Source organism: Lacrimispora xylanisolvens (genome assembly GCF_002934545.1).
GTDB lineage: Bacteria > Bacillota > Clostridia > Lachnospirales > Lachnospiraceae > Lacrimispora > Lacrimispora xylanisolvens.
In genome coordinates, this window is record NZ_PTJA01000008.1 from 39,711 (window position 1) to 66,154 (window position 26,444).

At 43.4% G+C, this 26,444-nt stretch carries 29 protein-coding genes; 11 read left to right on the plus strand and 18 right to left on the minus strand.

Annotated elements, in window-relative coordinates; translation table 11 throughout:
* Positions 1–120 precede the first annotated feature (120 nt).
* The 7 genes from BXY41_RS15200 (at position 121) to BXY41_RS15230 (ending at position 6,539) form a co-directional block, all read left to right on the plus strand.
* A complete protein-coding gene (locus BXY41_RS15200; RefSeq protein WP_104437717.1) occupies positions 121–513 on the plus strand; it encodes a Rid family hydrolase in 393 nt (130 codons plus the stop codon).
* The gene (locus tag BXY41_RS15205; RefSeq protein WP_432765515.1) at positions 503–1,669 is read left to right on the plus strand and encodes an ornithine cyclodeaminase family protein; all 1,167 of its coding nucleotides are present in this window, start codon (positions 503–505) and stop codon (positions 1,667–1,669) included. Before BXY41_RS15200 ends, BXY41_RS15205 begins: the two co-directional genes overlap by 11 nt.
* A 25-nt stretch (positions 1,670–1,694) precedes the next feature.
* A complete protein-coding gene (locus BXY41_RS15210; protein WP_104437718.1) occupies positions 1,695–2,012 on the plus strand; it encodes a (2Fe-2S)-binding protein in 318 nt (105 codons plus the stop codon).
* Positions 2,009–3,595 (plus strand): FAD-dependent oxidoreductase, encoded by a 1,587-nt coding sequence (locus BXY41_RS15215; protein ID WP_104437719.1) that lies wholly within the window; start codon positions 2,009–2,011, stop codon positions 3,593–3,595. The genes BXY41_RS15210 and BXY41_RS15215 overlap by 4 nt, the downstream gene beginning before the upstream one ends.
* Positions 3,588–3,914, plus strand: coding sequence for a (2Fe-2S)-binding protein (locus BXY41_RS15220; RefSeq protein WP_104437720.1), 327 nt, complete (start codon positions 3,588–3,590; stop codon positions 3,912–3,914). The genes BXY41_RS15215 and BXY41_RS15220 overlap by 8 nt, the downstream gene beginning before the upstream one ends.
* Positions 3,915–3,918: 4 nt before the next feature.
* Positions 3,919–5,046, plus strand: coding sequence for an NAD(P)/FAD-dependent oxidoreductase (locus BXY41_RS15225; protein ID WP_104437721.1), 1,128 nt, complete (start codon positions 3,919–3,921; stop codon positions 5,044–5,046).
* A gap of 74 nt (positions 5,047–5,120) precedes the next feature.
* Positions 5,121–6,539 carry an APC family permease gene (locus tag BXY41_RS15230; RefSeq protein ID WP_104437722.1) on the plus strand — a complete coding sequence of 473 codons (1,419 nt, stop codon included), beginning with the start codon at positions 5,121–5,123 and terminating at the stop codon, positions 6,537–6,539.
* Positions 6,540–6,590: 51 nt separating this feature from the next.
* Here BXY41_RS15230 and trmL read toward each other — a convergent pair whose 3' ends face one another.
* From trmL to BXY41_RS15285, 11 genes are read right to left on the minus strand one after another with little or no spacing between them, the layout of a single operon-like run.
* Positions 6,591–7,085: a tRNA (uridine(34)/cytosine(34)/5-carboxymethylaminomethyluridine(34)-2'-O)-methyltransferase TrmL gene (trmL, locus tag BXY41_RS15235; RefSeq protein WP_104437723.1), complete on the minus strand. Its 495-nt coding sequence runs from the start codon at positions 7,083–7,085 to the stop codon at positions 6,591–6,593.
* A gap of 5 nt (positions 7,086–7,090) precedes the next feature.
* On the minus strand, positions 7,091–8,260 hold the full coding sequence (locus BXY41_RS15240; protein ID WP_104437724.1) for an aminotransferase class I/II-fold pyridoxal phosphate-dependent enzyme: 1,170 nt from the start codon (positions 8,258–8,260) through the stop codon (positions 7,091–7,093).
* Entirely contained in the window at positions 8,257–8,739 is a 483-nt protein-coding gene (locus tag BXY41_RS15245; RefSeq protein ID WP_104437725.1) for an Lrp/AsnC family transcriptional regulator, read from the minus strand. Before BXY41_RS15245 ends, BXY41_RS15240 begins: the two co-directional genes overlap by 4 nt.
* A 14-nt stretch (positions 8,740–8,753) precedes the next feature.
* Positions 8,754–9,329, minus strand: coding sequence for an AIR synthase-related protein (locus BXY41_RS15250; protein ID WP_104437726.1), 576 nt, complete (start codon positions 9,327–9,329; stop codon positions 8,754–8,756).
* A 9-nt stretch (positions 9,330–9,338) separates the two neighbouring features.
* Positions 9,339–10,829 carry a VanW family protein gene (locus BXY41_RS15255; protein ID WP_104437727.1) on the minus strand — a complete coding sequence of 497 codons (1,491 nt, stop codon included), beginning with the start codon at positions 10,827–10,829 and terminating at the stop codon, positions 9,339–9,341.
* Between the two features lie 51 nt (positions 10,830–10,880).
* The gene (locus tag BXY41_RS15260; protein ID WP_104437728.1) at positions 10,881–10,997 is read right to left on the minus strand and encodes a synaptobrevin-B; all 117 of its coding nucleotides are present in this window, start codon (positions 10,995–10,997) and stop codon (positions 10,881–10,883) included.
* A 15-nt stretch (positions 10,998–11,012) separates the two neighbouring features.
* Positions 11,013–11,720, minus strand: a complete 708-nt coding sequence (locus BXY41_RS15265) for a 3'-5' exonuclease (protein ID WP_104437729.1) — start codon at positions 11,718–11,720, stop codon at positions 11,013–11,015.
* A complete protein-coding gene (nth, locus tag BXY41_RS15270) occupies positions 11,717–12,400 on the minus strand; it encodes an endonuclease III (RefSeq protein ID WP_104437730.1) in 684 nt (227 codons plus the stop codon). The genes BXY41_RS15265 and nth overlap by 4 nt, the downstream gene beginning before the upstream one ends.
* Positions 12,400–14,160, minus strand: coding sequence for a B12-binding domain-containing radical SAM protein (locus BXY41_RS15275; RefSeq protein ID WP_104437731.1), 1,761 nt, complete (start codon positions 14,158–14,160; stop codon positions 12,400–12,402). Before BXY41_RS15275 ends, nth begins: the two co-directional genes overlap by 1 nt.
* Position 14,161: 1 nt before the next feature.
* On the minus strand, positions 14,162–14,656 hold the full coding sequence (locus tag BXY41_RS15280; protein ID WP_104437732.1) for a deoxycytidylate deaminase: 495 nt from the start codon (positions 14,654–14,656) through the stop codon (positions 14,162–14,164).
* An 18-nt stretch (positions 14,657–14,674) separates the two neighbouring features.
* Entirely contained in the window at positions 14,675–15,736 is a 1,062-nt protein-coding gene (locus tag BXY41_RS15285; protein ID WP_104437733.1) for an L-threonylcarbamoyladenylate synthase, read from the minus strand.
* A gap of 172 nt (positions 15,737–15,908) precedes the next feature.
* Between BXY41_RS15285 and asnA the strand changes: the two genes are divergently transcribed.
* From asnA to BXY41_RS15305, 4 genes are all read left to right on the plus strand, one after another.
* The gene (gene asnA / locus BXY41_RS15290) at positions 15,909–16,916 is read left to right on the plus strand and encodes an aspartate--ammonia ligase (protein WP_104437734.1); all 1,008 of its coding nucleotides are present in this window, start codon (positions 15,909–15,911) and stop codon (positions 16,914–16,916) included.
* Between the two features lie 23 nt (positions 16,917–16,939).
* The gene (locus tag BXY41_RS15295) at positions 16,940–17,647 is read left to right on the plus strand and encodes a LytR/AlgR family response regulator transcription factor (RefSeq protein ID WP_104437735.1); all 708 of its coding nucleotides are present in this window, start codon (positions 16,940–16,942) and stop codon (positions 17,645–17,647) included.
* 47 nt (positions 17,648–17,694) lie between these two features.
* Positions 17,695–18,924 (plus strand): sensor histidine kinase, encoded by a 1,230-nt coding sequence (locus BXY41_RS15300; protein WP_104437736.1) that lies wholly within the window; start codon positions 17,695–17,697, stop codon positions 18,922–18,924.
* A gap of 102 nt (positions 18,925–19,026) precedes the next feature.
* Complete coding sequence (locus BXY41_RS15305; RefSeq protein ID WP_104437737.1) at positions 19,027–19,746, plus strand: hypothetical protein; 720 nt, start codon at positions 19,027–19,029, stop codon at positions 19,744–19,746.
* Positions 19,747–19,810: 64 nt separating this feature from the next.
* On the opposite strand, the gene BXY41_RS15310 is transcribed toward BXY41_RS15305, so the two are convergent.
* The 7 genes from BXY41_RS15310 to BXY41_RS26805 form a co-directional block, all read right to left on the minus strand.
* A complete protein-coding gene (locus BXY41_RS15310) occupies positions 19,811–20,482 on the minus strand; it encodes an N-acetylmuramoyl-L-alanine amidase (RefSeq protein ID WP_432765516.1) in 672 nt (223 codons plus the stop codon).
* A gap of 106 nt (positions 20,483–20,588) precedes the next feature.
* On the minus strand, positions 20,589–22,016 hold the full coding sequence (locus tag BXY41_RS15315) for a metallophosphoesterase (protein ID WP_104437739.1): 1,428 nt from the start codon (positions 22,014–22,016) through the stop codon (positions 20,589–20,591).
* A gap of 32 nt (positions 22,017–22,048) precedes the next feature.
* Positions 22,049–23,710 (minus strand): glycosyl hydrolase family 18 protein, encoded by a 1,662-nt coding sequence (locus tag BXY41_RS15320; protein WP_104437740.1) that lies wholly within the window; start codon positions 23,708–23,710, stop codon positions 22,049–22,051.
* Positions 23,711–23,912: 202 nt separating this feature from the next.
* Complete coding sequence (locus tag BXY41_RS15325; RefSeq protein WP_104437741.1) at positions 23,913–24,155, minus strand: hypothetical protein; 243 nt, start codon at positions 24,153–24,155, stop codon at positions 23,913–23,915.
* 34 nt (positions 24,156–24,189) lie between these two features.
* Positions 24,190–24,807 carry a hypothetical protein gene (locus BXY41_RS15330; RefSeq protein ID WP_104437936.1) on the minus strand — a complete coding sequence of 206 codons (618 nt, stop codon included), beginning with the start codon at positions 24,805–24,807 and terminating at the stop codon, positions 24,190–24,192.
* A gap of 5 nt (positions 24,808–24,812) precedes the next feature.
* Complete coding sequence (locus BXY41_RS15335) at positions 24,813–26,060, minus strand: protein kinase domain-containing protein (protein ID WP_104437742.1); 1,248 nt, start codon at positions 26,058–26,060, stop codon at positions 24,813–24,815.
* Positions 26,061–26,211: 151 nt separating this feature from the next.
* Positions 26,212–26,385 carry a hypothetical protein gene (locus BXY41_RS26805; RefSeq protein ID WP_170072397.1) on the minus strand — a complete coding sequence of 58 codons (174 nt, stop codon included), beginning with the start codon at positions 26,383–26,385 and terminating at the stop codon, positions 26,212–26,214.
* Positions 26,386–26,444: the final 59 nt, after the last annotated feature.

Consider the following 26,444-nt stretch of genomic DNA (forward strand, 5'->3'; position numbering starts at 1 on the left):
CTTTTGACTTCCGATTTTTACAATACGTGTGTACAGGTAAACAGTTAGAATGACAAAAAAGACAGCGAGGTCTTATGATTCCATATCATAAGGCTTTTTTAATGAAAGGAGGTACATAGGGTGAAACGTATCAACTTTTCCTCCGGTGCTCCGTTAGAAGAGCTGGTGGGATACTCCAGAATGGTAAAAGTCGGAGAACATATTTATATCGGGGGCACTACCGCCGTACTGCCGGACGGAACCGTCCATGGAGATACTGCACTGGAACAGGCAGATTATATCTTCAGGAAGTTTATTAACTTATTAAAAGAAGCAGGGGCAAACACCGGTGATGTTATAAAAATTAAGGCTTATGTAACTGATATGAGTTTTGCAACGGAAGTGGGGGAAGCCTACTCCCGTTATTTTAAAGAAGTCCGGCCTTTATTTACCATGGTCGAGACACCCAAACTCAACCGCCCAACTCAAATGGTTGAGATTGAGCTGGAAGCGTTTATAACTGATGAAAATTAAGAAAGAAGAGGTAAAACATATGGCTTATCCTGAGGTTGATTTTATTTATCTGAATGAAGAAGACATGGTAAAAGCAGGAGTTACGGATATGAAAGGCTGTGTTGAGGCCATGGAGGAGATGTTCCGGCTGTTGAAAGCAGGTGATTTTCGGATGGGCGGTTCCAATGCCAACTCACATGGTATTATGATGACATTTCCGGAGGCTTCTCCATTTCCAAATATGCCAACAGACGGACCCGACAGACGGTTTATGGCAATGCCGGCCTACCTTGGCGGTAAATTTGATATGGCAGGCATGAAGTGGTACGGCTCTAACACAGAGAACCGAAAAAAGGGACTTCCCAGATCCATCCTTATGCTGACACTGAACGATAAGGATACAGGCGCACCCCTTGCCTATATGTCAGCAAATATTTTAAGCGCATTCCGTACAGGAGCAGTGCCAGGAGTTGGAATCAAGTATTTTTCCAGAGAAGATTCCAAAGTGGTGGGAATTATCGGCCCGGGCGTTATGAGTAAAACCGTTTTTGATGCTGCAATGGCAGTAAGAGATCAGATTGATACGGTAAAAATAAAGGGACGAAGCCAGAAATCCATAGATGGATTTATCCAGTATGTCAGGGATAAATATCCTCAGATCAAAGAACTGATTGTGGTGGATACGGAGGAAGAGGCGGTCAGGGATGCAGATATTGTAAGTATTGCCACCTCCAGCCCAACCGGAGATCCTTCCCAGTATTCTTATATCAAGGAGGAATGGATCAAACCAGGAGCAATCCTCTGCTGTCCGGCAGCTGCCAGATTCGATGACGACTTTATCTTAAACAGGGCAAGAAATGTGGCAGATAACATTCAGTTATACGAAGCCTGGGCAGAAGAACTTCCCTATCCTTCCTACAACTCCGTCCCCATACCTGCAGTTCACTGCATGGATTTAATAAAAGACGGACTCATGAAAGCCGATCAGGTGGATGATCTGGGAGATGTACTTACCGGCAAGGTGCCTGTTCACAGAAAAGAGAATGAAATCGTGATTTATTCCGTGGGGGGAATGCCCATTGAGGATGTGGCATGGGGAACCATTGTTTACAGAAATGCTCTTAAAAATGGAATAGGTACCAGACTGAACCTTTGGAAAGAACCTTACCTTGCTTAAAAATTCAGGAACAGGAGCTGACGAAATGAGAATTGAAGAACATCCAATACTGGGAAAACCAGAAGAGAGAAAAGTCATTTCATTTATATACGACGGTACACCGCTTACTGGTTATGAAGGGGAACCAATCGCCATGGCTCTGGAAGCTGCAGGTATTATGATTCACCGATACACGAAAAAATACCATAAGCCAAGAGGGGTCTTCTGTGCAATTGGCCGCTGTACGGACTGCGTTATGGTTGTAGACGGAATACCTAACGTCAGAACCTGCATCACTCCTTTAAGAGAAGGTATGGTGATACAAACCCAGTACGGGGTTTCGGCACAGGAGGAATCAATATGAATCGATTTGATTTGATTATTATAGGAGCCGGTCCTGCAGGTCTGTCCGCTGCCATCAGCGCAGCTAAAAACGGATTGTCAGTAATTGTGTTCGATGAAAATTCCAAACCTGGAGGGCAGCTTTTTAAACAGATCCATAAATTTTTTGGTTCGAAAGAACATAAAGCAAAAATTAGGGGATTTCGGATCGGAGAAGAATTATTAAAAGAAGCAGAAGATTTAAAGGTAACAGTCGTGTTAAATGCAATTGTTACAGGACTTTATCAGGATAAGGAAATAACCGTAAAGATTGGCGAGGAAATCTGCCACTATAAGGGAGATGCCGTGATTGTAGCTACGGGAGCCACGGAAAACATGGTTCCCTTTGAAGGCTGGACACTTCCCGGTGTCATAGGAGCCGGTGCTTCCCAGACCATGATGAATTTGCATCACATCAAACCGGGGAACAGGGTTCTGATGCTTGGAACCGGAAACGTGGGGCTGGTAGTCAGCTACCAGCTGCTTCAGGCAGGCTGTCAGGTTGCCGCACTTGTAGATGCAGCTCCAAAAATAGGGGGATACGGTGTGCATGCTGCCAAAGTCGCAAGATGCGGTGTCCCATTTTATCTCTCCCATACCATTATTAAAGCTGAGGGTGAGGATCGTGTCACAGGAGTCGTAATCGGAGAAGTAGATTCTTCCTTTCAATTAATTCCCGGCACAGAAAAGCATTTTTCTGTTGATACGATTTGTCTTGCAGTAGGCCTGTCTCCCATGTCGCAGCTGCTTCATATGGCAGGCTGCAAGATGCAGGATACTCCCCTTGGATATGTTCCAGTGATTGATGAAAATGGCGGAACCAGTATACCCGGGATTTATGCAGCAGGTGATGTTTCCGGTATTGAAGAAGCCAGCTCTGCCATGATAGAGGGGCGGATTGCAGGAACAAAGGCTGCCCAGTATCTGGGTTTCCTTTCAGAGGATGAGGCAAACGAAACAGCGAAAGAATTAGAACTGGCATTAGACCGTTTAAGAAAAGGCATGTTCGCACCGGAAAACCGGGGAAAGAAAATTACTATGACCGATGAGGGCATCCCGGTTTCAGAAAGCCTTTTAACCAATGGATATTTAGACGAAGCGGAATTAGACCGTTTTCCGGGAATTGCAAACGGAAAGGGAATCCACCCGGTCATGGAATGCACCCAGAACATCCCATGTAACCCATGTCAGGATGCATGCCCCAGAAAATGCATTAAAATCGGAGAAACCATAACGTCACTTCCAGTCATTCATGAAGAAAATACATGCAGCGGCTGCGGAATGTGTGTTGCTTCCTGTTCCGGTCAGGCAATCTTTCTTTTAAACGAAGATTATGAACCTGGATACGCTTCGGTTACTCTCCCCTACGAATTCCTTCCAATTCCGGTGAAGGGGGATACAGGATCAGCTCTTGACCGTAGCGGAAAAGAGGTATGCAAGGCGGAGATTATTGAGGTGAAAACGCTGAAAGCCTTCGATCATACCACCTTACTTACCATGAGGGTTCCACTTGATATGGCAATGAAAGCAAGATTCTATAAAAGCAGGGGGTGCAGCCATGAATAAACGTAACGACCGCTTTACAGACATCGGACCACTGATCCCCCAGCCAGATGATGATATGATTATCTGCCGCTGCGAAGAAGTTACAAAAGGCGAAATCCGCAAAGCTGTTCATGATGGCATGTTTACTTTAACCGAGATTCGAAGGTATTTAAGAACAGGCATGGGGCTTTGCCAGGGACAGACCTGCTCAAAACTGGTGAAGTCCATTGTAGCAAGGGAACTGGGGCTTACCCCGGGTGATATAGAACCGGCAGTATCCCGTGCGCCTATGAGACCCATAGAGATGAAAATTTTAGGCAATGACAGAAAGGAGGACTGATGGAATGGGAAACTGCGCAGATGTAATTATCATAGGCAGTGGAATTATCGGAAATGCAACCGCTTATTATCTGGCAAAGAAGGGCTGTTCTGTCATAGTCCTGGAAAAAAGCGACCACATAGGAGGCGGTGGTTCTTCCCGAAATGGAGGCGGTGTCCGCCAGTCGGGAAGAGACAAACGGGAGCTTCCCCTGGCAATGTACGGAGCTGCCAACCTTTGGCCTGCTCTTTCGGAAGAGCTTGGAATGGATGTGGAGTATTATCAGAACGGTAACTTGCGCCTTGGAAAAACAGAAGATCATCTAAGAATCCTAAACGGTCTTACTGATCGGGCAAGCGCACAGGGTCTTGGCGTTACCATGATTGACCGGAAAGAAGCCAAGGATATCTGTCCTTACCTCTCCGATGAGGTAATTGGAGCAAGCTGGTGTCCCACCGATGGTCATGCCAACCCTATGCTGGCAACGCTTGCTTATTACAGAAAGGCAAGACAGCTGGGTGTGCGTTTCATCACTGGAGAGTCGGTGATTGAGATAAAAAAATACAAAGGAAAAGCAAGGCAGGTTATTACTGACAATGACGTGTATGAAGGAGAAACCATCATACTGGCAGCCGGATATGAAAGCCGTAAGATTGCAGCTTCTGTAGGAGTGGATATCCCCATGACCCAGGCACTTTTAGAGGTTTTAGTCACAGAGGCCCAGCCCCCCATGTTCTATCAGATGCTGGGCACTGCAATGGCTGATTTCTACGGGCACCAAAGCACTCACGGATCCTTTGTATTTGGCGGTTCCTCCGGGTTTGAGGACTTTAACAAAAGCAATGGGACCCCTGTAACCAATAGTCAGACTGCCTCCTGCATCTGTCGTGGTATCATGAAATATTTCCCCTGCCTCTCAACTGCAAAGATTGTAAGAACATGGGCAGGATTCATTGATGTCTGCGCCGATCATGTCCCTGTAATCAGCCATGTGGAGGAAGTCCCGGGACTGATTCTTGCCTGTGCATTTACCGGTCATGGATTCGGTATTTCTCCTACAGTAGGAACGATTTTATCCCAGATGGCCACTGGAGAAGAGCCTGTTTTAAGCATAAAAGAGTTCCGGTACGACCGGTTTCATACAAAGATTTGACCCAATGACAAAGACGTCTTATTTTAAGATGTCTTTGTTTTTTCACTTCACTGACCACATAAAGGAGGAGCTATATGAACAGTAAAAAAATGGGACTTGGAAGTGCAGTTTCCGTATGTGTTGGATTAATCGTGGCAACCAGCTGTCTTTTATCACTGGGACTTGGTACCGGACTTGCCGGAAAAGGCTTTATCACCGCTATGTTTATTGTTGTAATTTTAAATATTCTGCTTGCATTTTCGTTTCGTGAACTTCACGACTTAATGCCGGAAGCCGAAGGCGGACTGGGGCAGTATACGCTGGCGGGACTGGGACCTGTGCCGTCCATTGTTTCCAATCTTTCTGCCTATGTTATTACCAATATGCTGGCCGGCTCCGTAGAGCTTGCCATGTGCGGACTGGTCATACAGGAAACCTTTTTAAAAGGAGTTCCTGTACTGATAATCAGTCTGTCCCTTCTTGCTTTTTTAACCATTGTCAATTATCTGGGAGTTGATATCTTTGCTAAAATACAAAATTTAACTGTTATAGCACTCATCGGTTCTCTTATACTGCTGGGAGTCATCAGTGCATTTAAATTAGGAGTGGGTACCCCCCTTGCTCCCGGCGCACAGACTCCTCCTGTTGTAACTGGATTTTCAGGAATCCTGTCTCTCACTGCATTGGCATTTTGGATGTTTATCGGAATTGAATTTGTCATTCCGGTATCAAAGGATTTAAAAAATCCAAAACGGGATGTTCCTCTTGCCATGATTCTTGGCGTATGTCTTCTTTTTATCGTTCAGAGCTTATTAAGCACCGGCATGAGAAACTACGTATCACTGGAAGAACTCCGTTCCAGCAGCATGCCTCATATTATCTTTGCAGAGCGGGTTATGGGAAAAGCCGGCAGCTACTGGATGGGGTTAATCACCATACTGGCGGGGGTCAGTACCATCAATACTGTACTGGGAAGTGTAACCAGAATATTAAGCGGCATGGCAGATGCCGGTTTAATGCCATCTTATTTTAGCAAAAAAAATAAAAGCGGGACTCCCACACCGGGACTTTTCCTTATGACAGGAGTCATCTCTTTTATATTGGTGAGCGGTATTGCAAACTATTCCGGTTTAACCAATTTCCTCCTTGCAGCCTCCTGTTTCTGGCTCACCTCCTACATCCTGGTCAATCTTACCGTCCTGGTGCTGCGCAGGCGCTATCCCAATGCTAAGGGAAGAGATAAACGGTTTACATTAGGGGGAATTCCCCAGATTATCTGTATTATAGGAGACATTTATATGATCTTGCATATTGCAGAAGGAGATGCCCGGATATTTATTTATAAAATATATTTTGTACTGCTTATTATTACCTTACTTTTTGCTTTCTTCTGGGTAAAGATTGTAAAAAAGGCTGATGCATTCCGCCCCGTTTCTCTGGATGAAATCAATAATGTGAAACTGGAAAACCAGGATGAGGAAGGTCAGGCATCCCCCTCCCTGATGATAAACTAACTCAATATCATAAAAAAATACGTCTTTGCCAACGGCCAAGACGTATTTTTATTATTCTTTCCAATGGAGATGATGCAGCTCTCCCTCCATGGTCATACGATCAAATCCATTCTGCCTCAAAGCTTCATAAAGAACAATGGAAACAGAATTAGATAAATTCAGGGAACGGATATCGCCCCACATGGGAATTCTCACACAGCGGTCCTCATTGTCCACAAGAATCTCTTCTGGTATTCCGGCACTTTCCTTCCCAAACATGAGAAAGCAATCCGGCTCGTATTTTACATCGGAGTAAACATGATGTCCCTTGGTAGTGGCCATATAGATTTTCGCTCCCGGATTCCGGTCTAAAAAATCCTCATAATCACTGTACACGGTAACATCTAACTTATCCCAGTAATCAAGGCCTGCCCTTTTGATCAGTTTGTCATTCAGCTTAAAACCCAAAGGCTGAATCAGATGAAGCCTGGTATCCGTGGCCACACAGGTTCTACCGATATTCCCTGTATTCGCCGGCATCTCCGGTTCCAATAGTACAATATTCATAGTGATTACGCCTTTCCATCCAGTCTTTTAATAAAGCGTTCCATACGGCTTAACGCTTCTTTTAGGTTCTTTAAGGAATACGCATAGGAAATACGAAGATACCCTTCTCCGCAGTCTCCAAATGCAGTTCCGGGAACAACCGCCACTTTTTCTTCCATGAGAAGCCGGGTGGCAAATTCATCAGAGGTCATACCAAACCGTTTGATGCACGGAAATGTATAGAAGGCACCGTTGGGCTCAAAGCATTCAAGTCCCATCTCCTGAAACGCATGCATTAAATAACGCCTTCTCTGATCGTAGGATTCCCGCATGACTGCCACATCCTTATCTCCGTCCCGCAGTGCAGCAACTGCTGCATACTGACTGGTGGTAGGCGCACACATAATGGCGAACTGGTGGATCTTTAACATCTGCTCTAAAATCATTCTGGGGGCAGCGGCATACCCAAGCCTCCAGCCGGTCATGGCGTAGGATTTGGAAAATCCATTAATTAAAACAGTTCTGTCTTTCATTCCGGGAAAAGCGGCTATGGTGGAGTGATCCCCGCCATAAGTAAGCTCTGCATAGATCTCATCAGAGATAACGAATAAATCCTTCTCAATTATAATGTCTGCTATTTCCTTCAGCTCTCTGGCATCCATAACAGCCCCTGTGGGGTTGTTTGGAAAAGGAAGAATGAGAACCTTTGTCTTTGGAGTGATCTTCTCCAGAAGCTTTTCCTTCGTCAGCTTAAACTGATCCTTCGCTTCCAGATCAATGATCACCGGAACTCCATTGGCAAGAATGGTGCAAGGGACATAGGAAACATAGCTGGGCTGGGGAACCAGCACCTCATCGCCTGGATTTAACATGGCACGGAGTGCAATATCAATGGCTTCGCTGCCGCCCACCGTTACCATCACCTCATGATCAGGATCATATGTAACTTCAAAGCGGCGGCTTAAATAGCTGCAGATCTCCGTCTTAAGCTCTTTTAACCCAGCGTTGGAGGTGTAAAATGTCCGTCCTTTTTCCAGTGAATAAATACCCTCTTCCCGGATATGCCATGGCGTGTCAAAATCAGGCTCGCCTACACCCAGAGAAATGGCGTCCTTCATCTCACTTACGATATCAAAAAATTTACGGATTCCCGAAGAGGGAATCTCTGTTATACGGTCTGATAATGGGTTTCTCACGGCGTAATCAGCATCCTTTCATCTTGTGTCTCTTCCGCAAGAACCGTCCCGTGATCTTTATATTTTTTCAGAACAAAATGGGTGGCTGTGCTGAGCACGGATTCCATGGGGGAAAGTTTCTCAGATACGAACTGGGCAACTGCTCTCATGGTCTTTCCTTCGATAAATACGGTAAAATCAAAGGCCCCTGACATCAAATAAACTGCATTTACCTCACTGTACTGGTAAATGCGTTCTGCGATCTTGTCAAAACCCATACCTCTCTGGGGAGTTACCTTAACCTCAATCAACGCAACCACCTTTTCATCGCTGGTATTATCCCAGTTAATCAGGGTGTGATATCCGCAGATGATATGTTCCTTTTCCATTTCGGCAATCTCGTTTGCAATGGCTGCCTCACTTTCTCCAAGTAGAACCGCCAGATCTTTTAAATCAATTCTGCTGTTTTTTTCAATAATTGCCAGTATCTTTTCTCTCATATCCTACCTCCGATTTACCTGTTTTGGGATAACACCTTATATAGTTCGTCCTCTGAAGGCCGGTCAAGATAGCCGTTTCCGTCTTCATGGACAATAATCCGTTTGATTCCGTCTGTTACTTTCCCAATGACTGCCGCTTTCATTCCATGCTCCTTTAAGGCAGATACCAGATCTCCTCCGTTATCCGCCGCCAGCACAAAGCAGCCCTCTGAATAAAGACGGTATGGGTTTAAGTCGTACCGTTCACAGACCTCTATGGTTTCCTGCCTTACTGGAATTTTATGAAGGTCAAAAGAAATTCCCGTCATATAGGCGCCGGATAAATCCCAGAGAGCCTTTAGTATTCCTCCTTCAAGGACCGGCTCCCATTCCGTAGCCCCCAGATTCTTAAAAAACTCCGGATCATTTACCGGTAATAAAAAATCTCCGGTTAAAATCTGGTCAATATATTGCGAGGAGAACCACTGATGCAGTTCTCCCTCTCTTTCACTTACTATTTTTAACGTTCCGGCTAATCCTGCATATCCTGCAGCTACAAGATCCTGCCCTGGCTTTATCGTTCCTGTATTTTCTCTTTCAATCCGTCTCATGTTCTGTTTTTATTCTCCCGGTCCTGCCTGGGGACTATCCACAGCATCTTCCCATTCAGGTACTGCCGGGGATTCCGGCTGCTGGGTTGTTTCCTGAGCTGGCTGTGTAATAGTATCAGGAACCTCAGAAGGATGGACTGGTAATGGTTCTGCAACTGCGGGTGCTGCCGGACCAACCTTTATAATTGCCTTGGAGGGATTGTAGGTATCCGTATGAAGTATCTCTCTGCTCTGTTCTGCACCATCTACATACACAATCTTCCAGAGTCTTGATTTCATTCCTGTATGGGCAGACTGAACCTGCTTTCTGGATCCAGGCGGCATGGTAGGATCTACAACCTCTTTTGCAGCCCCCGGATCAGTGACACTGAGTGTTTCCGAAACAAATTCAAAGGTCCGGTTGGCTGGTCTGGTCTCTTTTCCATATATGGTAAAGGTAAGAGTCTTTCCTGAAGTATATCCTTCTACATAAATAGGTGTGCTGTAATTATTGGTAAATTTAATGTCTTTATAGGTTCCTGCAATTGCCGCATCCTCCGATGGCTTTACATAGCTTACCACCATGGAGTGATTCTGTCTCTGACTGATGTCTAACTCTGCTCTGAGTGCGGCATTATAAATGGTGGTAGCGATCTGGCAAACTCCGCCTCCCACACTGTCAACCACCTGGCCGTTCTCATATGCAGCAGCTGTCGCGTAACCATTATCAACCGTAAAGGGGTGCATGCAGTCATAACCGGACAAGGTCTCTCCAGGCATTAACACATGGCCGTTGATCTTTCCGGAACCAACCTGCAGGTTTTTGGACCTGGAAGCACCGCTTGATGAGAAATTGGTAGAAAAGGTTCCAAGTACATCCTGTATGGTAGATAAATCTTCGGTTGTAATCGCCGGCTTTACTTCGGCAACAACTGCATTAACAGTGATCGGCTCTTTTAAACCATTTGCAAACGCCGCATTAAGAGCCTGCTTTGTGGCTTCCACATCCACTGTTTTTCCAATTACAGAAGGTGTGACTGTAAATGCTCCGTTCTGGCGGACAATGGAAGCATTCTTTGGCTCAGCCACTGCAGGTGCACATTTTTCAGCCACAAATGACGCTAACCTGCCATCATCCAAAGAAGTTTCCAATGGAATAATGACTGGATTGTGTTCGATATCCTTTTTATTTAAATATCGTTTTAATAAATTCCCCCCCTGCCAGGAGGATGCTGCCTGAGAAACCGCTTCCGGGTTGCTCCAATGAAACCCCAGATCCTTAGCTGTCGTATCAACCGGCTGTCCGTCCACAACCAGTGTGATTTTCTGATTTTCCATTTCATTAACCAGGCCCTGAACCTTCTGCCCGGCTTCTTCCTCTGTCAAACCGCCCAGATTATAATCCCCGACATAGATACCGTCCGGAAGCGTATCAGCCATAACGTATGCTGGTGAGAAAAATCCGATTCCCACTGCCAGCATGGAGGCTGCCAGGCATATGGACAAAGTTTTCTTTTTCATATTCCATCCTCTTACTCTACTGTTTCCGCCTGACGTTTTGTCAGATAAAAACTATCTCATAAAACTTAACATCATGGGGAGTACCATTGCTATAATCAGTAAAACTACAACTGCGATCAAAACTACTGACATAAACTTCTTGTTGTTCTTATTGTTAAAATTAATCATTTTGTATCACCTCTCTTATATTCTTCCATATTGTGCGATGATTTTATCCGTAATTCTGGATATTTCATTTCTGGATAAATGATCCAATTGCACAGATAAAGCTATTTTATGATATTTTAATAAATCCTGCAAGTGTTCTTTTTGCCGGTTTGATGCTGGTTGTTCCTTTTTTACCTTATAAATCAAGGGGACAGAGTCAAAGACTTCCGGATTCCTTTCACCAAACTCTCTTTTCATTGCCTGATACAGCTCATGAGCTGCAATGGCATCAAATCTGGCACGATGGCTCTGTTTTATTTCGATCCCAAAATAACCACAGGCTGCAGAAAGACTTTTTGATTGATCTTCCGGCATAAATTTTCTTGCAAGCTTTAATGTATCAATTCCCTGCCGTTCAAAACATAATCCTTTATTTACTGCTGCACGTTTTAAAAAACTGTAATCAAAGATGATATGATGTCCCAGAATAGGCAGTTTTCCTGCAAAATCAAGAAAATGGCCAATTATGGATTCGATGCCTGAAGCAGGCTCCAGCTGACTGTCAGTAATACCAGTCAGGGAAATCACACGCTCTTCCAGATTGCGGTAAGGATTTACAAAGCATTCAAATGTGTCCTCTGCTTTTCCATCCGTCACCCGCACTGCTCCGATTTCAATAATTTTATCCCGCTTAGGGTCAAGACCGGTCGTTTCTAAATCCACAGCAATATAAGATGATATCACGTTTTGTTCTTCCTCTCCTCATTTTCCCCCGTTACAGCACTGGGACACAGCTCCTTTAGGAAGCAGTCTCTGCATTTGGGACTTCTTGCAATGCAGATGGATCTTCCCAGCGTGATAATCTGGATGTTCCACAGGATCCAGTGATCTCTTGGCAGTATCTCCATTAATTCATATTCAATTTTTTCCGGATCGTCTGATTTGGCAAACCCCAGTTTTTTTGATATCCTCTTTACATGGGTATCGACCACAATACTGGGTTGGTTATAAATATTGCCCAGTATTACATTGGCGGTTTTCCTGCCCACTCCTGCAAGCCCAGTCAGTTCTTCCATGGTCTTTGGAACTTCGCCTCCATACTTTTCCACCAGATCTTTACAGCAGGAAATAATATTTTTGGCTTTCATGTGATAAAATCCCAGGGAATGGATATCCTGTTCCAGCTCTTTTAGATGGGCATCTGCAAATTTTTCCGGGGAGTCGTATTTTTGAAATAAATCTGCAGTCACCATGTTGACTCTGGCATCGGTACACTGGGCACTTAAAATAACTGCAATGAGCAGCTGCCACGGTGTTTCATGGTTTAAATAGCAGATATATTCCGTTCCGTATTCCTGGTCAAGAGCCGCTAAAACCCTGGTTACCCTGGCTCTTTTTTCTGCTTTTGTCTCTTTTTTAGCCATCATCTCCTCCATATGCCAAGCTCATGGACTGCTGCATTATGGGTAAGCACATCCCTTTTTTTATAATCAAAAAGAACCGCTCTTCCATCATGAAATACCTCCACATGAGCCATCTTGATCAGCTGCCTGGCTTCGAATCCTTCATAACCCTCTTTTAAATAACCATATTGAACCGCCTCATCGGCAAAAAAAGCTTTTATCTGATCTTTATAAGGTTCCTGATCAGCGGAAAAAACGGGACGGCTCTTTAAGTTTTCTCTCAGATATAAGTCATATACCAGAAGATCCCTGTAATAAGACTGTTTATCAGGAACCCGAAGGCTGATAAACGTCTCTAATATCTCGTACCTGGCCATTCGGCTGTGACTCAGCTTAGACAATTCCTGTTTATCATAATATTCGGCCAATGACTCAAACATATCAAAAGGAGTATGAAATTCTTTGCGAAATTCTTCTATTGTAGTTTGAAACTGACCGCTGTTGCCGTAAACCTCCAACATCTCTTCCAGTCCCTTTAGCTTAAGAACTCCACCATAGTCAAGCCATCTGGTGGATAAGACTTCATAGGGTGGTTTTTCCTTATAATGAATCTCATACTCTTGTGCCTTCTGTGCCATATAGGAACCCTTTAATACCTTCAAAAATCCCAGCTGAAGCTGTTCCGGCTTCATATCATAAACCTGGTTGAAGGAACGCCTGAAGCTTTCATAGTCTTCAAAAGGAAGTCCAGCAATCAGGTCCAGATGCTGATGTATATTCCCATAGCTGTTTATGATCTCCACATTCTTCCTTAATACAGACAGATCCATACTCCGGTGTATTTCCTTAATGGTGAATTCATTGGTACTCTGCACCCCGATCTCTAACTGGATCAGTCCGGGTCTCATGCGGGACATCAGCTGTAATTCATCCTGATTCAGTAAATCAGCGGAAATTTCAAAATGGAAATTAGTCACCCCGTTATCATGTTCAATTAAATACTCCCAGATGCGATACGAGTGATTCCTGCTGCAGTTAAAGGTTCTGTCTACAAACTTCACCTGTGGAACTTTTTTCTGAAGAAAAAAATCCAGCTCCTTTAACACCAGATCCGTATCACGGAACCGGACGGACTTGTCAACAGAGGAAAGGCAATAGCTGCAGGAAAACGGGCATCCCCGGCTGCTTTCATAATAAACAATACGGTTTTCAAAACCGGCCATGTCCTGATAAAGAAATGGAATCTTGTTTAGATCAACCGGGGATTTTAAAGGATTAATAACCGGTAGTCCATCTTTATCCCGGACAGCAGTTCCGTCTATCTTCTGAAAGGCTGTCTGATCCCATCCCGGAATACCTCTCTGCTGATCCAGATAACAGCTGACTACTTTTTTAAAGGTTTCTTCCCCTTCTCCCATCATAATGCCGAAAACGTGTGGCTCTTCCTCTAAAATCCGGGCCGCATCGTAAGACACCTCAGGACCTCCCAGCCAGATCTCCACGTGAGGGAGAACTTTCGGAAGGTCCCGTACCAGTTCTAAAATATGGGAAATATTCCAGATGTAACAGGAGAATCCCACTACATCTGGTTTTCTTCTATAAATATCACTCAATATTTCATCCATCTGATTATTAATGGTATACTCCCCGATTTCTATCTCAAACCTTCCGTCGCTCAGTTCCGGCTCTTTCAGCCACGCCTGGGTATAAGCCTTTAAACTGTAAACACCAGGATTGGAATGAATATATTTGGCATTCAGCGCCGCCAGTAAAAACTTCATATTAAACCTCGATCTCTATTTTTCTGCCGGATGGCTGATATTGATAATAGCGGACTCCTGCCGCATTCAGCATACGCTTGGAAGCATTCACCGCTGGTGTTCCGGCATACTTGTCCGAACCGTACACAATTGTTTTAATTCCGGACTGTATGATTGCCTTTGCACACTCATTACAGGGGAAAAGGGTTACATAAAGTTTAGAGCCTTCCAGACTTCCTCCCCTGTAATTAAGAATAGCATTTAATTCACTGTGAGTGGAATAGAAATATTTGGCATTATAGGGATCCTCTGCCTCATTGTCTCTTCCCCATGGAAATTCATCATCGGAACACCCAAGTGGAAATCCGTTATAACCCATGGATAAAATTTTATTATCCTGACTGACAATACAGGCCCCTACCTGAGTGCTGGGATCCTTGGATCGTTTGCCTGACAAAACAGCCACTCCCATAAAATACTCATCCCAGGTAATATAATCTTCTCTTTTTCCAGTCATTCTTCCTGCTCCTCCCTGTCAAACTTTTATAATGTGGTAACCAGCTGCCTTCGTCAGCCGGTTCATGATTGCCTGTCCCAGATGACTTCTGGAAAAGCTCTCAGAAAATATATAGTCTGCATCTAAATCGTCAAATTCCCTTAAAACTGCATATAAATTGTGGGCGACAGACTCCTCTTTCAGGCGGCTGCCGATACTCCTTATAATACCTCCCGGATAAAGATCTGACGTCTCATCGGTACAGATCACACCTACCCGGTATCCTGCTTCCAGCTTTTCCTCTGCCAGTTTATTAATTGCCAGAACCACAGCATCTGTCTCTCCCTCAATCAGAGTAAGATCTGCTTTTGGTGCATAATGCTTATACTTCATTCCCGGTGCCTTGGGTTTTACATCGGCTTTTAACGGACCTGAGATAATAGCAGGATCCAGACAGATTTCTTTCCCTAAAACTGCAGATGCCATCTCCTGGGTAACTGCACCTGGTCTTAGTATCATGGGTTCCTCTCCCGAAACGTCGATAATGGTGGATTCCACACCGATTCCCACTGCGCCGCCATCAACGATCATCTGGATCTTTCCGTTCATATCCTGCCATACATGGTCTGCGGTGGTAGGGCTGGGACGGCCGGATGTATTGGCGCTGGGAGCTGCTATGGGAACTCCTGCCAATCGGATCAGCGCGCTGGCTGCAGGGTCAGCAGGCATACGAACGGCTACTGTATCAAGTCCGCCGGTCGTTCCATAAGGGACCAGACTGCTTTTGGGAAAAATCAGCGTAAGAGGACCGGGCCAGAATGCTTCCATAAGCTTTCTGCCTGCCTCAGGGACTTTGGTCACCAGGGGCAGCAGATCGTCAAAATCTGCAATGTGGGCAATGAGAGGATTATCCGATGGTCTTCCCTTCGCCTCGTAGATCTTTTTTGCAGCCTCTTCGTTTAAGGCATTGGCCCCAAGACCATAAACAGTTTCCGTTGGGAATGCCACAAGACCGCCTTCCCTTAATATTTTTGCCGGTTCTTTTAACTGTTCTGAATCCGGATTCTCTCTGTCTTTTAATATAATTCGTTTCGTATTCATATCTCTCTGCTCTTTTCTTTTCACTTCCATTTATCATATCACAGCGTAAAGGCTCATGCAATGCTTTTACCCCCGGCAAAACGGGCTTTTAAAGCCCTGTACAAATAGCAGTTGTAAGTTTTTCCTATCAATGATACCATAATAACAGTATACGTTAAAAGAGGAGAAAAACATGGAACTGATTATACCCCAAAACTATGATCCCAGGCTCTCTGTCCGGGAAACCCAGGAAGCAATTAAATACATAAGAGACACCTTTCAAAAGGAACTGGGTAAGGAGATGAACTTAGAGAGAATCTCCGCCCCTTTATTTGTAGAACGAAGCAGCGGATTAAATGATAATTTAAATGGTGTGGAACGCCCGGTGCAGTTTGATCTTTCAGGAGTTCCCGGAGAAACCATGGAAGTGGTACACTCACTTGCCAAATGGAAACGTATGGCACTCCACGAATACGGCTTTCAGCCAGGGGAGGGGCTTTACACCAACATGAATGCCATCCGCAGAGACGAAGATTTAGACAATCTACACTCCTGTTATGTGGATCAGTGGGATTGGGAAAAAGTAATTACCAGAGAAGAAAGAAACGAGAATACGTTAAAAGAGACCGTGAAAATCATCTTTAAAATTATCAAACATATGGAACATGAAGTCTGGTACAAATATCCCCAGGCAGTCAAAACGCTTCCTGATGACATTACTTTCATCACCTCCCAGGAGTTGGAAGACCTCTATCCCAAGCTGTCACCCAAGGAGCGGGAAAATGCCATCACAAAAGAGCACGGCTGTGTATTCCTTATGAAAATCGGAGATAAATTAGGCAGTGGAAAGCCCCACGATGGCAGAGCACCCGATTACGATGACTGGCAGCTTAACGGAGATATTCTCTTCTGGTTTGAACATTTAAACTGTGCGTTAGAAATCTCAAGCATGGGAATCCGTGTAGATGAAACAGCTCTGTCAGATCAGTTAAGGAAGGCAGGGTGTGAAGACCGCAAAGCACTCCCCTATCATAGAATGCTTTTAAATGGAGAACTCCCCTATACCATCGGCGGAGGAATCGGGCAGTCACGCCTCTGTATGCTATTATTAGACCGGGCACACGTTGGCGAAGTTCAGGCCAGTATATGGCCAGACGAAATGCGAAAAGAGTGCAGAAAGAACAATATATTTCTGCTTTAATTCTTACATAGGAAGTGGACGCAATGAACGTATTTCTTTGTGATGACCATGCAGAGTTTATGCATGGATTTGCAAATGATCTGGAAGGGTATTTTCGTACTCGGAATATCCCCTTCCAGCTTTTCCTTTTTACATCCGGGACAGAGCTTCTGTCCTCCAAAGCAGTGCCTGACCTTATTTTTCTGGATATTAAGATGGGCGAAGAATCCGGACTGAATACCGCCCGAAAAATCAGGGAGACCAATACGAGGGTGAAGCTGGTATTTCTTACTGCTTATAAACAATATGTATTTCAATCCTTTGAAGTGGATGCCTCCCATTATCTTATTAAACCAGTAAGCAGACAAAAGCTTTATCCCGTTCTGGATCATATAATCAAACAGCTTAATCTCTTAAAAGAACCTCCCATTATAGTAAAATCAGGCCAGTCCACCATATGTGTATCCTGCTCTGATCTTATGTATCTGGAAGTAAATAATAAAACACTAACTCTTCACAACCAGACTAATACCACCCAGGTTTCTGGTAAGCTGGAATCCGTTGAAAAGAATCTACCCGCCCGTTTCTTCCGGTGCCACAGAAGTTACATTGTTAACATGGATTATATTGTCCGGTTTGACCGAATGGATCTTCATCTTGCCAACGGAGAAATAATTCCGGTCAGTAAGCGAAAATATCAGGATTTTTCCAGTACCTTCCTTAAATATATGAAAAAGGAGGTATTGTTATAATTCTTCTTCTTTTTACCGCTTACATCCAATATCGTTTCTTCAGTAAGATGTTAAAATGCCGCTTTCACAAGCTTTTAACCTTTATTGGTGTTGTCATTTTTTCCATAGCCTCCAACTTTATCAACATTAATTGCAGACTTGCCCTGATTTTTCCACAGGAATTGTTTTATTTTATCACTTCGCTGCTGATGATCTGGGTATTATTCCAGGCCAGCACTGGTAAAAAGGTAATGTTGGCTATTTTCACTGATGGGCTTGGATATACTTGTAATTTTGTTTTTCTGCCATTAATTCAATTTTTAAGCAAAAACATCATTGATAATTCATCTGCTTATGATATGGCTTATAAACTATGTGATACTTTATCCAGCCTGCTTTACGCAGCCATATTGGAATGGGTGGGCAGAAAATGCCGTAATCTACATGGTGAGATTACTATGCCGGAAAATCTTTTTCTCCTGATCTTATGTTTCTTCACCAGACAGACTGTTATTTACTACGGCTGGAACCAGATCCAGTACAACAACACGCTGTTATCTAACATGCTTGCAACCGCTGTTGCAACTGGCGGCGTTTCACTAATTACTTTTTCCTCTTACTATGCAGACCGGAAACTAAGTTTACACCTTGCAAATGAGAAAAATGCAATATTGGAAAAACGGATCGCAGCATGGAAGGAAGAGGAAAAACAGCTGTCCGGTTTTCGCCATGACTTTAAGAACCATATGCTGTGCTTAAGGAATCTCCTCTCCGTGAATAAGAATGAAGAGGCTTTTAATTACCTGGATTGTATAACTGGAACTTTTAATACTTTTTATCCGGATTATTCTTCCGGCAATGCTTATGCAGATGCAATTATCAGGGAAAAACTTGCGCTTGCCAGAGCATGGGAAATTCGTTTGGATCCAGATTTCATTTTTCCCTCCTCTGATCTGATCAATCCTTCTGACCTGTGTATCATTTTAAGCAATGCTTTGGATAACGCTCTGGAGGCATGTCAAAAATTAACCGACCGGAATGATCCTCCACGGATTACAGCAGTTTCCTGTGTCCAACGTTCCTTTCTTATGATTGAAATAACCAATCCGGTCCCACATACAGCAAGCCCAGGCATCAGCCCTTTTCTGTCTTCAAAAGAAGACCCCCATCTTCATGGAATCGGCTTATCCAACATTCGTGATGCGGTTGAACGCTGTAATGGAACTATGGACATTTCAATTTCAGAGGAACTATTTCATTTTTGCGTCATGATTCAGCTTTTTCCACCATCTCATTGATTGTAAGACCGTTTATACCGTAATCGTTACCGTCTGCGCCAAAATAATTATATTCCTCCTCTAACTGCCGAATAAATAATCAGTACAAAAGGAGGGTATGAGATGTATATTGGTAAAATGGAAACCCAGTCGACAAAAATAAATATCGCTTCCATCAACCGTTCTGCTAACAATAAATATGAGGCAATTTACGGCAAAAGTAAGGAAAGCAAGAAAACCGATGAAGTATCAATTTCCCCTGTCGGGAAAAAGAAGAGTATGCTGAAGCAGCTGATGGATCAGAAGCAAAGGATTCTGGAACAAAAACAGTCGATGCTGGACTCCGATCAGGCAGACGGCTCAGATAGCATGAATGATAAACTAAAAGAATTTGAGATGCAGCTAAAAGCCATTGACGATCAGATCGCACAGATTCAGGCGGATGAATCAGATAATTCGGACTCTTATTCCATTGATGAAACCGGTAAAATTTATAAAAAACCAAAATCTAAAGAAGATGCGCAGACTGAGCAGATGAGTGCGATCACAAAATTATCATCCGGTGTATCTCAGGCAGAAATAATCTCATCCGCGAAAGACATGATTGATGGAAAAATCAATGTCTTAAAAAGTGAGATTAAACTAGGTACCGGAAATACAGATCAAAAAATCGAGGCTGCATCCAGACTACAAAGCAGATCTGATCAATTAGTAGCAAAAACTGCTGAAAAAATCGGAGAAGTTAATGAGACTGCTGCCGTGCTGTCAAATAGCGCTGTAGAGAGCACTGAAACGGAAATGGAACCGGAAACTGAGATAGATACCGATATCCAGTCGGAATAACAGTTATTCCATCTAAAGACAAAAACAGGAACCTGTAAGCCAACGGTTCCTGTTTTTTATATATTTAGTTATTATTTAAATAGCTCATGATTCCCATATGTATGGTCCACGCTACCCGGTCCTGGTAATCTTCATCATTCAAAAGCTTCGATTCCCTGCTATTGGTTAAGAATCCGCATTCTACGATTACAATCGGTGTCCTAACATGAAGCAACAGGTAATAATTATCATTGGGTTTTGCAAGTCTTGTATTCTTATCTCCCAATAAAAAATCGAACCGTTCCTGTATGGTTTCAGCAAGCTTTTTTCCTTTTTCTGACTTTTTATAATAAAACACCTGTCCTCCGGAGATTTCCTCCTGGTGATAACTGTTTTGATGGATACTTACAGTTAATGCAGGCTTGGTTTTATTGATGATATCACACCGTCTGTTCATATCCGCCATCTTTTTTCTGTTGTCTTTGGCTGAATACAGTCCATTATCATCATCTCTGGTAAGAACAACATCCACATCCGATGCTTCCAGATACTTTTTCAGTTTCATGGTAATCTGCAGATTAATATCTTTTTCAAGAGTACCGTCAATCCCGATCTTACCAGGGTCACTCCCCCCGTGGCCTGCATCAATTACTACCACAGGCCGATTCTTTTGTGCAGATGGGGCGTTATTTACTGCTGCCATCTTTCCCGCCTGGCTCGATATAACATAAACCAATATCAGCAAAATCACCGCCATGAACGGTTCCCATTTTTTTAATTTCACGCTCTTTACCCGATTCACGTTCTTAATGAATTATACTTTTTGGTGAATTAAAAAAGAACCGGTACAAGTGACTTTCCTTTTATTTAACGCTTAATGTGTTATAGTCTCTGCCGCCATCTGCAGTGATCCACTCCAGATACTGGGATAAAATACTGGGATACCCCTCTTCCTGCCATAATTTATATCCTTTTTTTGCCATGACTTTCTCCCGAATATCCGCTACTTTACCTTCATAACACGCAGAATTCAGTTCTGCGTATACTTTAGCCATCATATCCCGTTGACTTTCAGTCAGACCCTGAAGGGTGTTTAAGCTATTAAACTCATCCTGAGCCTGATTATAAAATACTTTACTCAAATACTTTCTACCATAATTACTGAAATTCAAAAGATTCTTGTCCTTATTTCCTGTTTTCTCTGCCCAGGCTTTCATATCAAGGGATTTCGTATGGTAGTTAAAGGTTCCTTCCGGTCCATACTCCAGAATTCCGTACAAACATGGAGGCGTAGACAGAGAGCCTGTCACTATTTCATAAATTCCAGAATCGCCATGGGATCTCTTGTAATGCTGAACATGAAGATGTCCGCTTAAAAATAAAGGAACTTCCCAGCTCTCCAGCTGATCAATGAGCTGTTCACTATGCTCGATGGTACAATCCTGAAGATAAACTTCACTTTCATCAAGTAAATTATGATGGGCCACAGGAATCACTTTCATTCCCAGATTCCAGGCCTCTTCCATCTGCTCCTCAATCCAGGTGTATGTATCATCCTTTATCATGCCGCCCACCAGATTCTTGGGGTCATACTGGCAGCTGTCAAGCATCAGAGCTCTGGTTTTATCATTGATCTGGTATACATAGCTTAAGGAAGCCGGGTCCCGGCTCACCGCCTCACTATATCCGAATTCGTCATATATCTCTTCAAATTCTTCTGGTGTAATACTCTCCGTATTAACTATGGACTCTCCCTCAAACCGGCAGGCATCAGGATTATTAATATCATGGTTTCCAGGAATAACGATTACAGGAATTCCCGCTTCTTCTATGGCCTCCAGTTTACTGGCAAGTTCTATATGGCTATCCCGCTCTCCGTTATAAGTTAAATCTCCCTCTAATATAACCAGATCCGGCTTTTCTGCTTTTACTTCGTCAATGAACGCATCTGTAATTTCCCAGATATATTTCATCACTTTGCCATCTCCGTGATCAGCCGTATATTCATAGCTCATCTGCATATCGGTTAAATCTCTGGCCAGATAATGAATATCTGTAGCTATTATTATCCTGGCGGTTCCTTCCTCTAGTGCCTGGGTTTGTTCTGGCGAGGACTCCCCGGAGGATTCCGGTACCTGTGCTGTGGAAGGTGTCTGTACTTGTGTAACGGTTGTCTCCGGCTGCGCCGTACTCTCTTCCTGTGTAAGTTCCTGTGCTCCTTTTTTAAAAGAACAGCCTGAAGTTACACAAACTGCAGCCGCCAATGCTGCCAATAATACCCTCTTTTTCATAAACGGACCTTCCTGCCTATCCCTTTCTTTTGTTATTCCTTGCCAAGCCGTACTTCATCCCACAAATCAGCCGGCTCAAATCCCAGCTTCCAGCATGCCACACCTGCCAGATCATACTGGCGGATTAAATTCATCTTCAGGCCGATGGAACGTTCTTCCTCCAGCCACACAGTCTTTTTGCCTTCTTCTGTCTGAAGCTCTCCGTAATACTGTCCCAACTCTTCCTGCCAGTACAGTTTCACATCATTTTTCGTAACCCATTCTTTGGATTTTGCGATACCAATGGCAGAGGATGAAGTCTTTCCATCTGTTCCTTCCGTCCATATTCTGGTGTAAAAAGGAATACCATTAATAACTTTTTCCTTTGGAACAACTTTAAGCGTATTCTTAATTCCATCTTCCACATATTGAATAGAGGACACAGATCCGGCCTCTCCGCCTGCATAATGTTCATCGTAACCCATAATGATCACATAATCAGCTACAATTCCCTGTTCCTTCCGGTTATAAAACTCATTTCCTGCAACGGGCACGTAATTATCCACAGACAGAACAAGCCCCTTTTCTCTGCATGGGATGGACAGTTCTCTGATAAACTGAATATAATGAGGACCCGCTTCCTCTTTTATGCCTTCAAAATCCAGATTAATGCCGTCAAATCCATAGGTCTTTGCCTCTGCCATCAGGCTATCAATCAGTTTTTTCCTTGTTGATGTTTTAGACATCAGGATCTCCGTATTCACATCTGAACTAAAGTTATTAATCAGTGCCCAGACCTTCAATCCTTTGTCGTGAGCCTTCTTTACATACCCCGCATCTGCCAGGGAATGAAAACCACCTTCATTATCACTTAATTCATACCATGTTGGTGAAATCACGTTAACCCCTGAGGTATTGGCAATCAGACTGTCAAAGGTAGAATTTCCATCTGCAGAGGTAACCTGATGCCATACCAGGCAAACCGGCTGATCCATGGTTATATTTTTGTAAACCGGCTTTGTAAAAGTACTTACGGAAGCCTCTTTTTGCGTTTCTCCAAGGCGTCTGCGTTCTACATAGCCAATAAAACCATCCTCTGTCCTGATTTTATCCCATTTGTCCATGGAATCCAGAACCGTCACTTTACTCCCCTCATTCACATGAGTTGCAATGGGACTCCTGACTCCGCCCTTGATACGCACATTACCGTCTTTAACAACGGTAGCCCGTTCTTTATCCGTCCAGTTATTATTAATAAACACCCGCTTATTTACAGCTGAATCATACGCGGTAAACTCAGCATCTGTATAGTTAGCAATAAGACCCAGGGATAAATACACAGTATCCCCTTTTTCCAGAATCAGTGATTTTCCGGAAGAACCTTTTGTATTCTGGTCTGCATAAACAATGGAATCCGGAAGCGTATACACAAGCAGCTTCTCATTGCTGTCCCAGTAAAAACGCTCATTTAAATTTTCATTGATCCAACTGATGGGAAGGTAGGTCTGATCCTCTGCAAAAAGACCTTTGGTTTCCTGAAGATTCTCATTTAAAAAAACTGCTACCTCATCCCCTGTGACCCCAAAAATCTCAGTCAAATCTGCCTGCTCACTGGATGGAATATACCGTTCCAAAAACCGGACTCCGAAAGAGCCGGCCAGAACCAGCAAAATCAATCCCAGCGCCACCATAACCGGCACTGCTTTCCTCTTCATCTGTTTTCCTCCTGCTTATGGATCATATCTTATGAACTCATTTCTGTAATATCTTTTAGATTATATCATACTTCTTTCTTTTTGGAATTTACATTTTCATTACATTCTGTTTCCCCTGTCCCACCCTGACGCGCTTAAACTCATTCTCTCCGGGCTGAAGATGGAATCCGCCAACGCGCCCCTGATCCCATGTTCCCTGAAATTACCGGTTGTAGACGCGATCAAATCTGATTTCCTGCAGTTTGCCGGTCTCCTCATCAGGAACATAGTCTGCCATATAAAAGCTGTCATCCTCCCTTATTTCAAATATTCTCCCCCAGTCTGTCTCAGGCAGTTCCTCGCCGTCGATCACAATGGGAACCCCCTTATTTCTGTACCTTTTCAGTCCTTCCAGATACTGGTCTCTTTTACCTTCTTTCCATATACCGCTGTCTTCTTTACTCATATTGCTATCTCCCCGCCGTTTTATCTTTCGTATTTTAAAATAATTTTTCGTAAAAACTGATAGTCTCAGAAGTGACAGAAAATGGATCAATGGAAAACGGAATTCTTCTGATCGGAACTTTTAATCTTTTTTCCAGACTTGCTCTTGCTTCTTCACTGCCAAATGATACCAGGCTGTCCCAGCTTTTCTCCGTTTTTATCCCCCTCTTTTCAAATTCCAGAAACTCACCAATCTGCCACTCACTAAGACTTCCTATTACAAGTTGCCTGCTGCATCGGTAAAACTCTTCCAGATTGCCTTCCTTTGCAGACCCATAATCCACAATTACAACATGATAGCCGGACTTTTTACACAACAGCAATGTATTAATCCCCGCTTTTTCGAAATAATCTGTCTCAAGAACCCGAAACGGGTTTTCACCTTTTTTTCCACTGGAACAGGCAGCTCTCATACACGAAAAGGACTCATGATGATTCCATTCCAAAACTGCACACCGCATTCTCAGCACACCAGATAAATATCCTGCCGTCATGACTGAAAAATGAGTCACTCCTGTCCCTCTTCCGGCACCAATAACACCGATTAATTCAGGAGTCTCGACCTTACCAAAGGGGTTACCCGGTTTCCAGCCTCTTTTAGTAAATCCCTTCATAGAAGTTAACCCTTTCCTGGAAAACATCGCTCTTTTATCCTTAGTTTTTTCATTACTTTTTTTCCCCAGCCCATAACTGGTAAATCCCATTTTCCTCCCCGGGTTTCCGCCAGGATTTCATTGGTGACAGCCTGATAAAAAGTCTCCAGTTCATTATTAACTGTAAATGGATCAGAGAAATATGGAGCCCGAAAAAAGACTGATGCTTGTGCACCTTTCGGGATACAGGTTTTTTTATCAGACGCCCAGTGATTGTATATGACGGCATAGGGAATCCCGGATCTTATTACCTCTTCCACAGCTTCAAAGGCATGAATCTGATTCCATATACTGGCATCGCACACCAGTATTACCGCATCAGGTGCCATACAAAGCGCCTGACTTAAATTCTCTCCCCAATCCATCAGGTGCACATGAAAGGGGGGATCCTTTAATTTCACTTCCGCTCCGTAATATGGCTTTATAATTAAGTTTCTGTAATGCAGCAAACCATAGCTGTCCCGCTTTGCTTTTGTGAATTTAAAAAGACCGGCTCCCATAAAAGAGTCCTGTTTTTCTTCTAATAAGTTGGGAAATCCTTGATTTTTAAGGTAGACAGACAGGCCAATACCAATGTGGGTTGTTCCTGCTCCGGATTTGCTCCCTGAAAGAGCAATTGTAAGAGATGATGATTGCAGACGTTTTTTTGCATCCGTTTCCGTTTTTTTTAACTGTCGGAGCTGTTCCATAAGCTCCTGCGCCGTTGAATACCTGTTTTCCTTTTCTTTACAGATACATTGCCCGATAACTGCTGCCAGTCCCCGATCCATGGACGATGCTGGTATAAAAGGCAGCTCAGGAAATTTCCCAGTGTAAAGATAACAGAGGATCGTGCCAATGGCATAAATATCTGTTCTTTCATCAAGCACTGCTTCTGCTTCATACTGTTCTGGGGCAGCGCAGCCTACCGTACCATATCGTTCTCCGGGCTTATTTGCTTCTTTTAACGATGCAGCCAGTCCAAAGTCAATGAGTTTAATGGCATCATGGCATAATAACAGGTTTTTCGGCTGTAAATCTAAATGTAATATAGGGGTTGTTCCTGCGAGATGCAGGTAATTAATGATGCTGGCAAGCTGAATTCCATAGAAAATGGTCAGCTCCCGCGACAGATGACCCTGTTTTTTCACAAGATCATATAAGGAATCTCCTTCCAAATACTCTTCAATTAAATAACTATAATTTTCATCTTCTTCTACGTCATATACAATAATTCTATACTTACGCTCTCAAGCAAACAACGTATTTACAAGCAAAAAATGCATTCAAAAGCTAAGTTTTACTGAAAAAGCAATGTGCGCAAAAGATTTTAGTACCGTTTTAGTACCGCAAAAAGTATATGATTAAGTTAAAAGAGCGGGGAAATTATCCTCGCTCTTTACTAATTTGAATTAAGATCTCTTTTGCCTCGCTTTTATCTCTTATAAGCAATGTACCGAAAGTATTAAAAACATCCTCTGGTAGTTTTATTACCTTTTCTATCAATGCATACATTGTTGTTGAATCATGATTAGTTATTCCGTCTTTCAATTGTAGCAACCTTGAAGCCCCCTTTTTTATTATATTGCTTTAATTAATTATACGAACACATGTTCTAT

Bases quoted from the DNA above. Each gene is read 5' to 3' on its own strand.
- BXY41_RS15205 (WP_432765515.1), top strand. From the start codon at position 503: ATGAAAATTAAGAAAGAAGAGGTAAAACATATGGCTTATCCTGAGGTT.
- BXY41_RS15210 (WP_104437718.1), top strand. From the start codon at position 1,695: ATGAGAATTGAAGAACATCCAATACTGGGAAAACCAGAAGAGAGAAAA.
- BXY41_RS15215 (WP_104437719.1), top strand. From the start codon at position 2,009: ATGAATCGATTTGATTTGATTATTATAGGAGCCGGTCCTGCAGGTCTG.
- BXY41_RS15220 (WP_104437720.1), top strand. From the start codon at position 3,588: ATGAATAAACGTAACGACCGCTTTACAGACATCGGACCACTGATCCCC.
- BXY41_RS15225 (WP_104437721.1), top strand. From the start codon at position 3,919: ATGGGAAACTGCGCAGATGTAATTATCATAGGCAGTGGAATTATCGGA.
- BXY41_RS15230 (WP_104437722.1), top strand. From the start codon at position 5,121: ATGAACAGTAAAAAAATGGGACTTGGAAGTGCAGTTTCCGTATGTGTT.
- trmL (WP_104437723.1), bottom strand. From the start codon at position 7,085: ATGAATATTGTACTATTGGAACCGGAGATGCCGGCGAATACAGGGAAT.
- BXY41_RS15245 (WP_104437725.1), bottom strand. From the start codon at position 8,739: ATGAGAGAAAAGATACTGGCAATTATTGAAAAAAACAGCAGAATTGAT.
- BXY41_RS15250 (WP_104437726.1), bottom strand. From the start codon at position 9,329: ATGAGACGGATTGAAAGAGAAAATACAGGAACGATAAAGCCAGGGCAG.
- BXY41_RS15255 (WP_104437727.1), bottom strand. From the start codon at position 10,829: ATGAAAAAGAAAACTTTGTCCATATGCCTGGCAGCCTCCATGCTGGCA.
- BXY41_RS15260 (WP_104437728.1), bottom strand. From the start codon at position 10,997: ATGATTAATTTTAACAATAAGAACAACAAGAAGTTTATGTCAGTAGTT.
- nth (WP_104437730.1), bottom strand. From the start codon at position 12,400: ATGGCTAAAAAAGAGACAAAAGCAGAAAAAAGAGCCAGGGTAACCAGG.
- BXY41_RS15275 (WP_104437731.1), bottom strand. From the start codon at position 14,160: ATGAAGTTTTTACTGGCGGCGCTGAATGCCAAATATATTCATTCCAAT.
- BXY41_RS15280 (WP_104437732.1), bottom strand. From the start codon at position 14,656: ATGACTGGAAAAAGAGAAGATTATATTACCTGGGATGAGTATTTTATG.
- BXY41_RS15285 (WP_104437733.1), bottom strand. From the start codon at position 15,736: ATGAATACGAAACGAATTATATTAAAAGACAGAGAGAATCCGGATTCA.
- asnA (WP_104437734.1), top strand. From the start codon at position 15,909: ATGGAACTGATTATACCCCAAAACTATGATCCCAGGCTCTCTGTCCGG.
- BXY41_RS15295 (WP_104437735.1), top strand. From the start codon at position 16,940: ATGAACGTATTTCTTTGTGATGACCATGCAGAGTTTATGCATGGATTT.
- BXY41_RS15300 (WP_104437736.1), top strand. From the start codon at position 17,695: ATGTTAAAATGCCGCTTTCACAAGCTTTTAACCTTTATTGGTGTTGTC.
- BXY41_RS15305 (WP_104437737.1), top strand. From the start codon at position 19,027: ATGTATATTGGTAAAATGGAAACCCAGTCGACAAAAATAAATATCGCT.
- BXY41_RS15310 (WP_432765516.1), bottom strand. From the start codon at position 20,482: ATGGCGGTGATTTTGCTGATATTGGTTTATGTTATATCGAGCCAGGCG.
- BXY41_RS15315 (WP_104437739.1), bottom strand. From the start codon at position 22,016: ATGAAAAAGAGGGTATTATTGGCAGCATTGGCGGCTGCAGTTTGTGTA.
- BXY41_RS15320 (WP_104437740.1), bottom strand. From the start codon at position 23,710: ATGAAGAGGAAAGCAGTGCCGGTTATGGTGGCGCTGGGATTGATTTTG.
- BXY41_RS15325 (WP_104437741.1), bottom strand. From the start codon at position 24,155: ATGAGTAAAGAAGACAGCGGTATATGGAAAGAAGGTAAAAGAGACCAG.
- BXY41_RS15330 (WP_104437936.1), bottom strand. From the start codon at position 24,807: ATGAAGGGATTTACTAAAAGAGGCTGGAAACCGGGTAACCCCTTTGGT.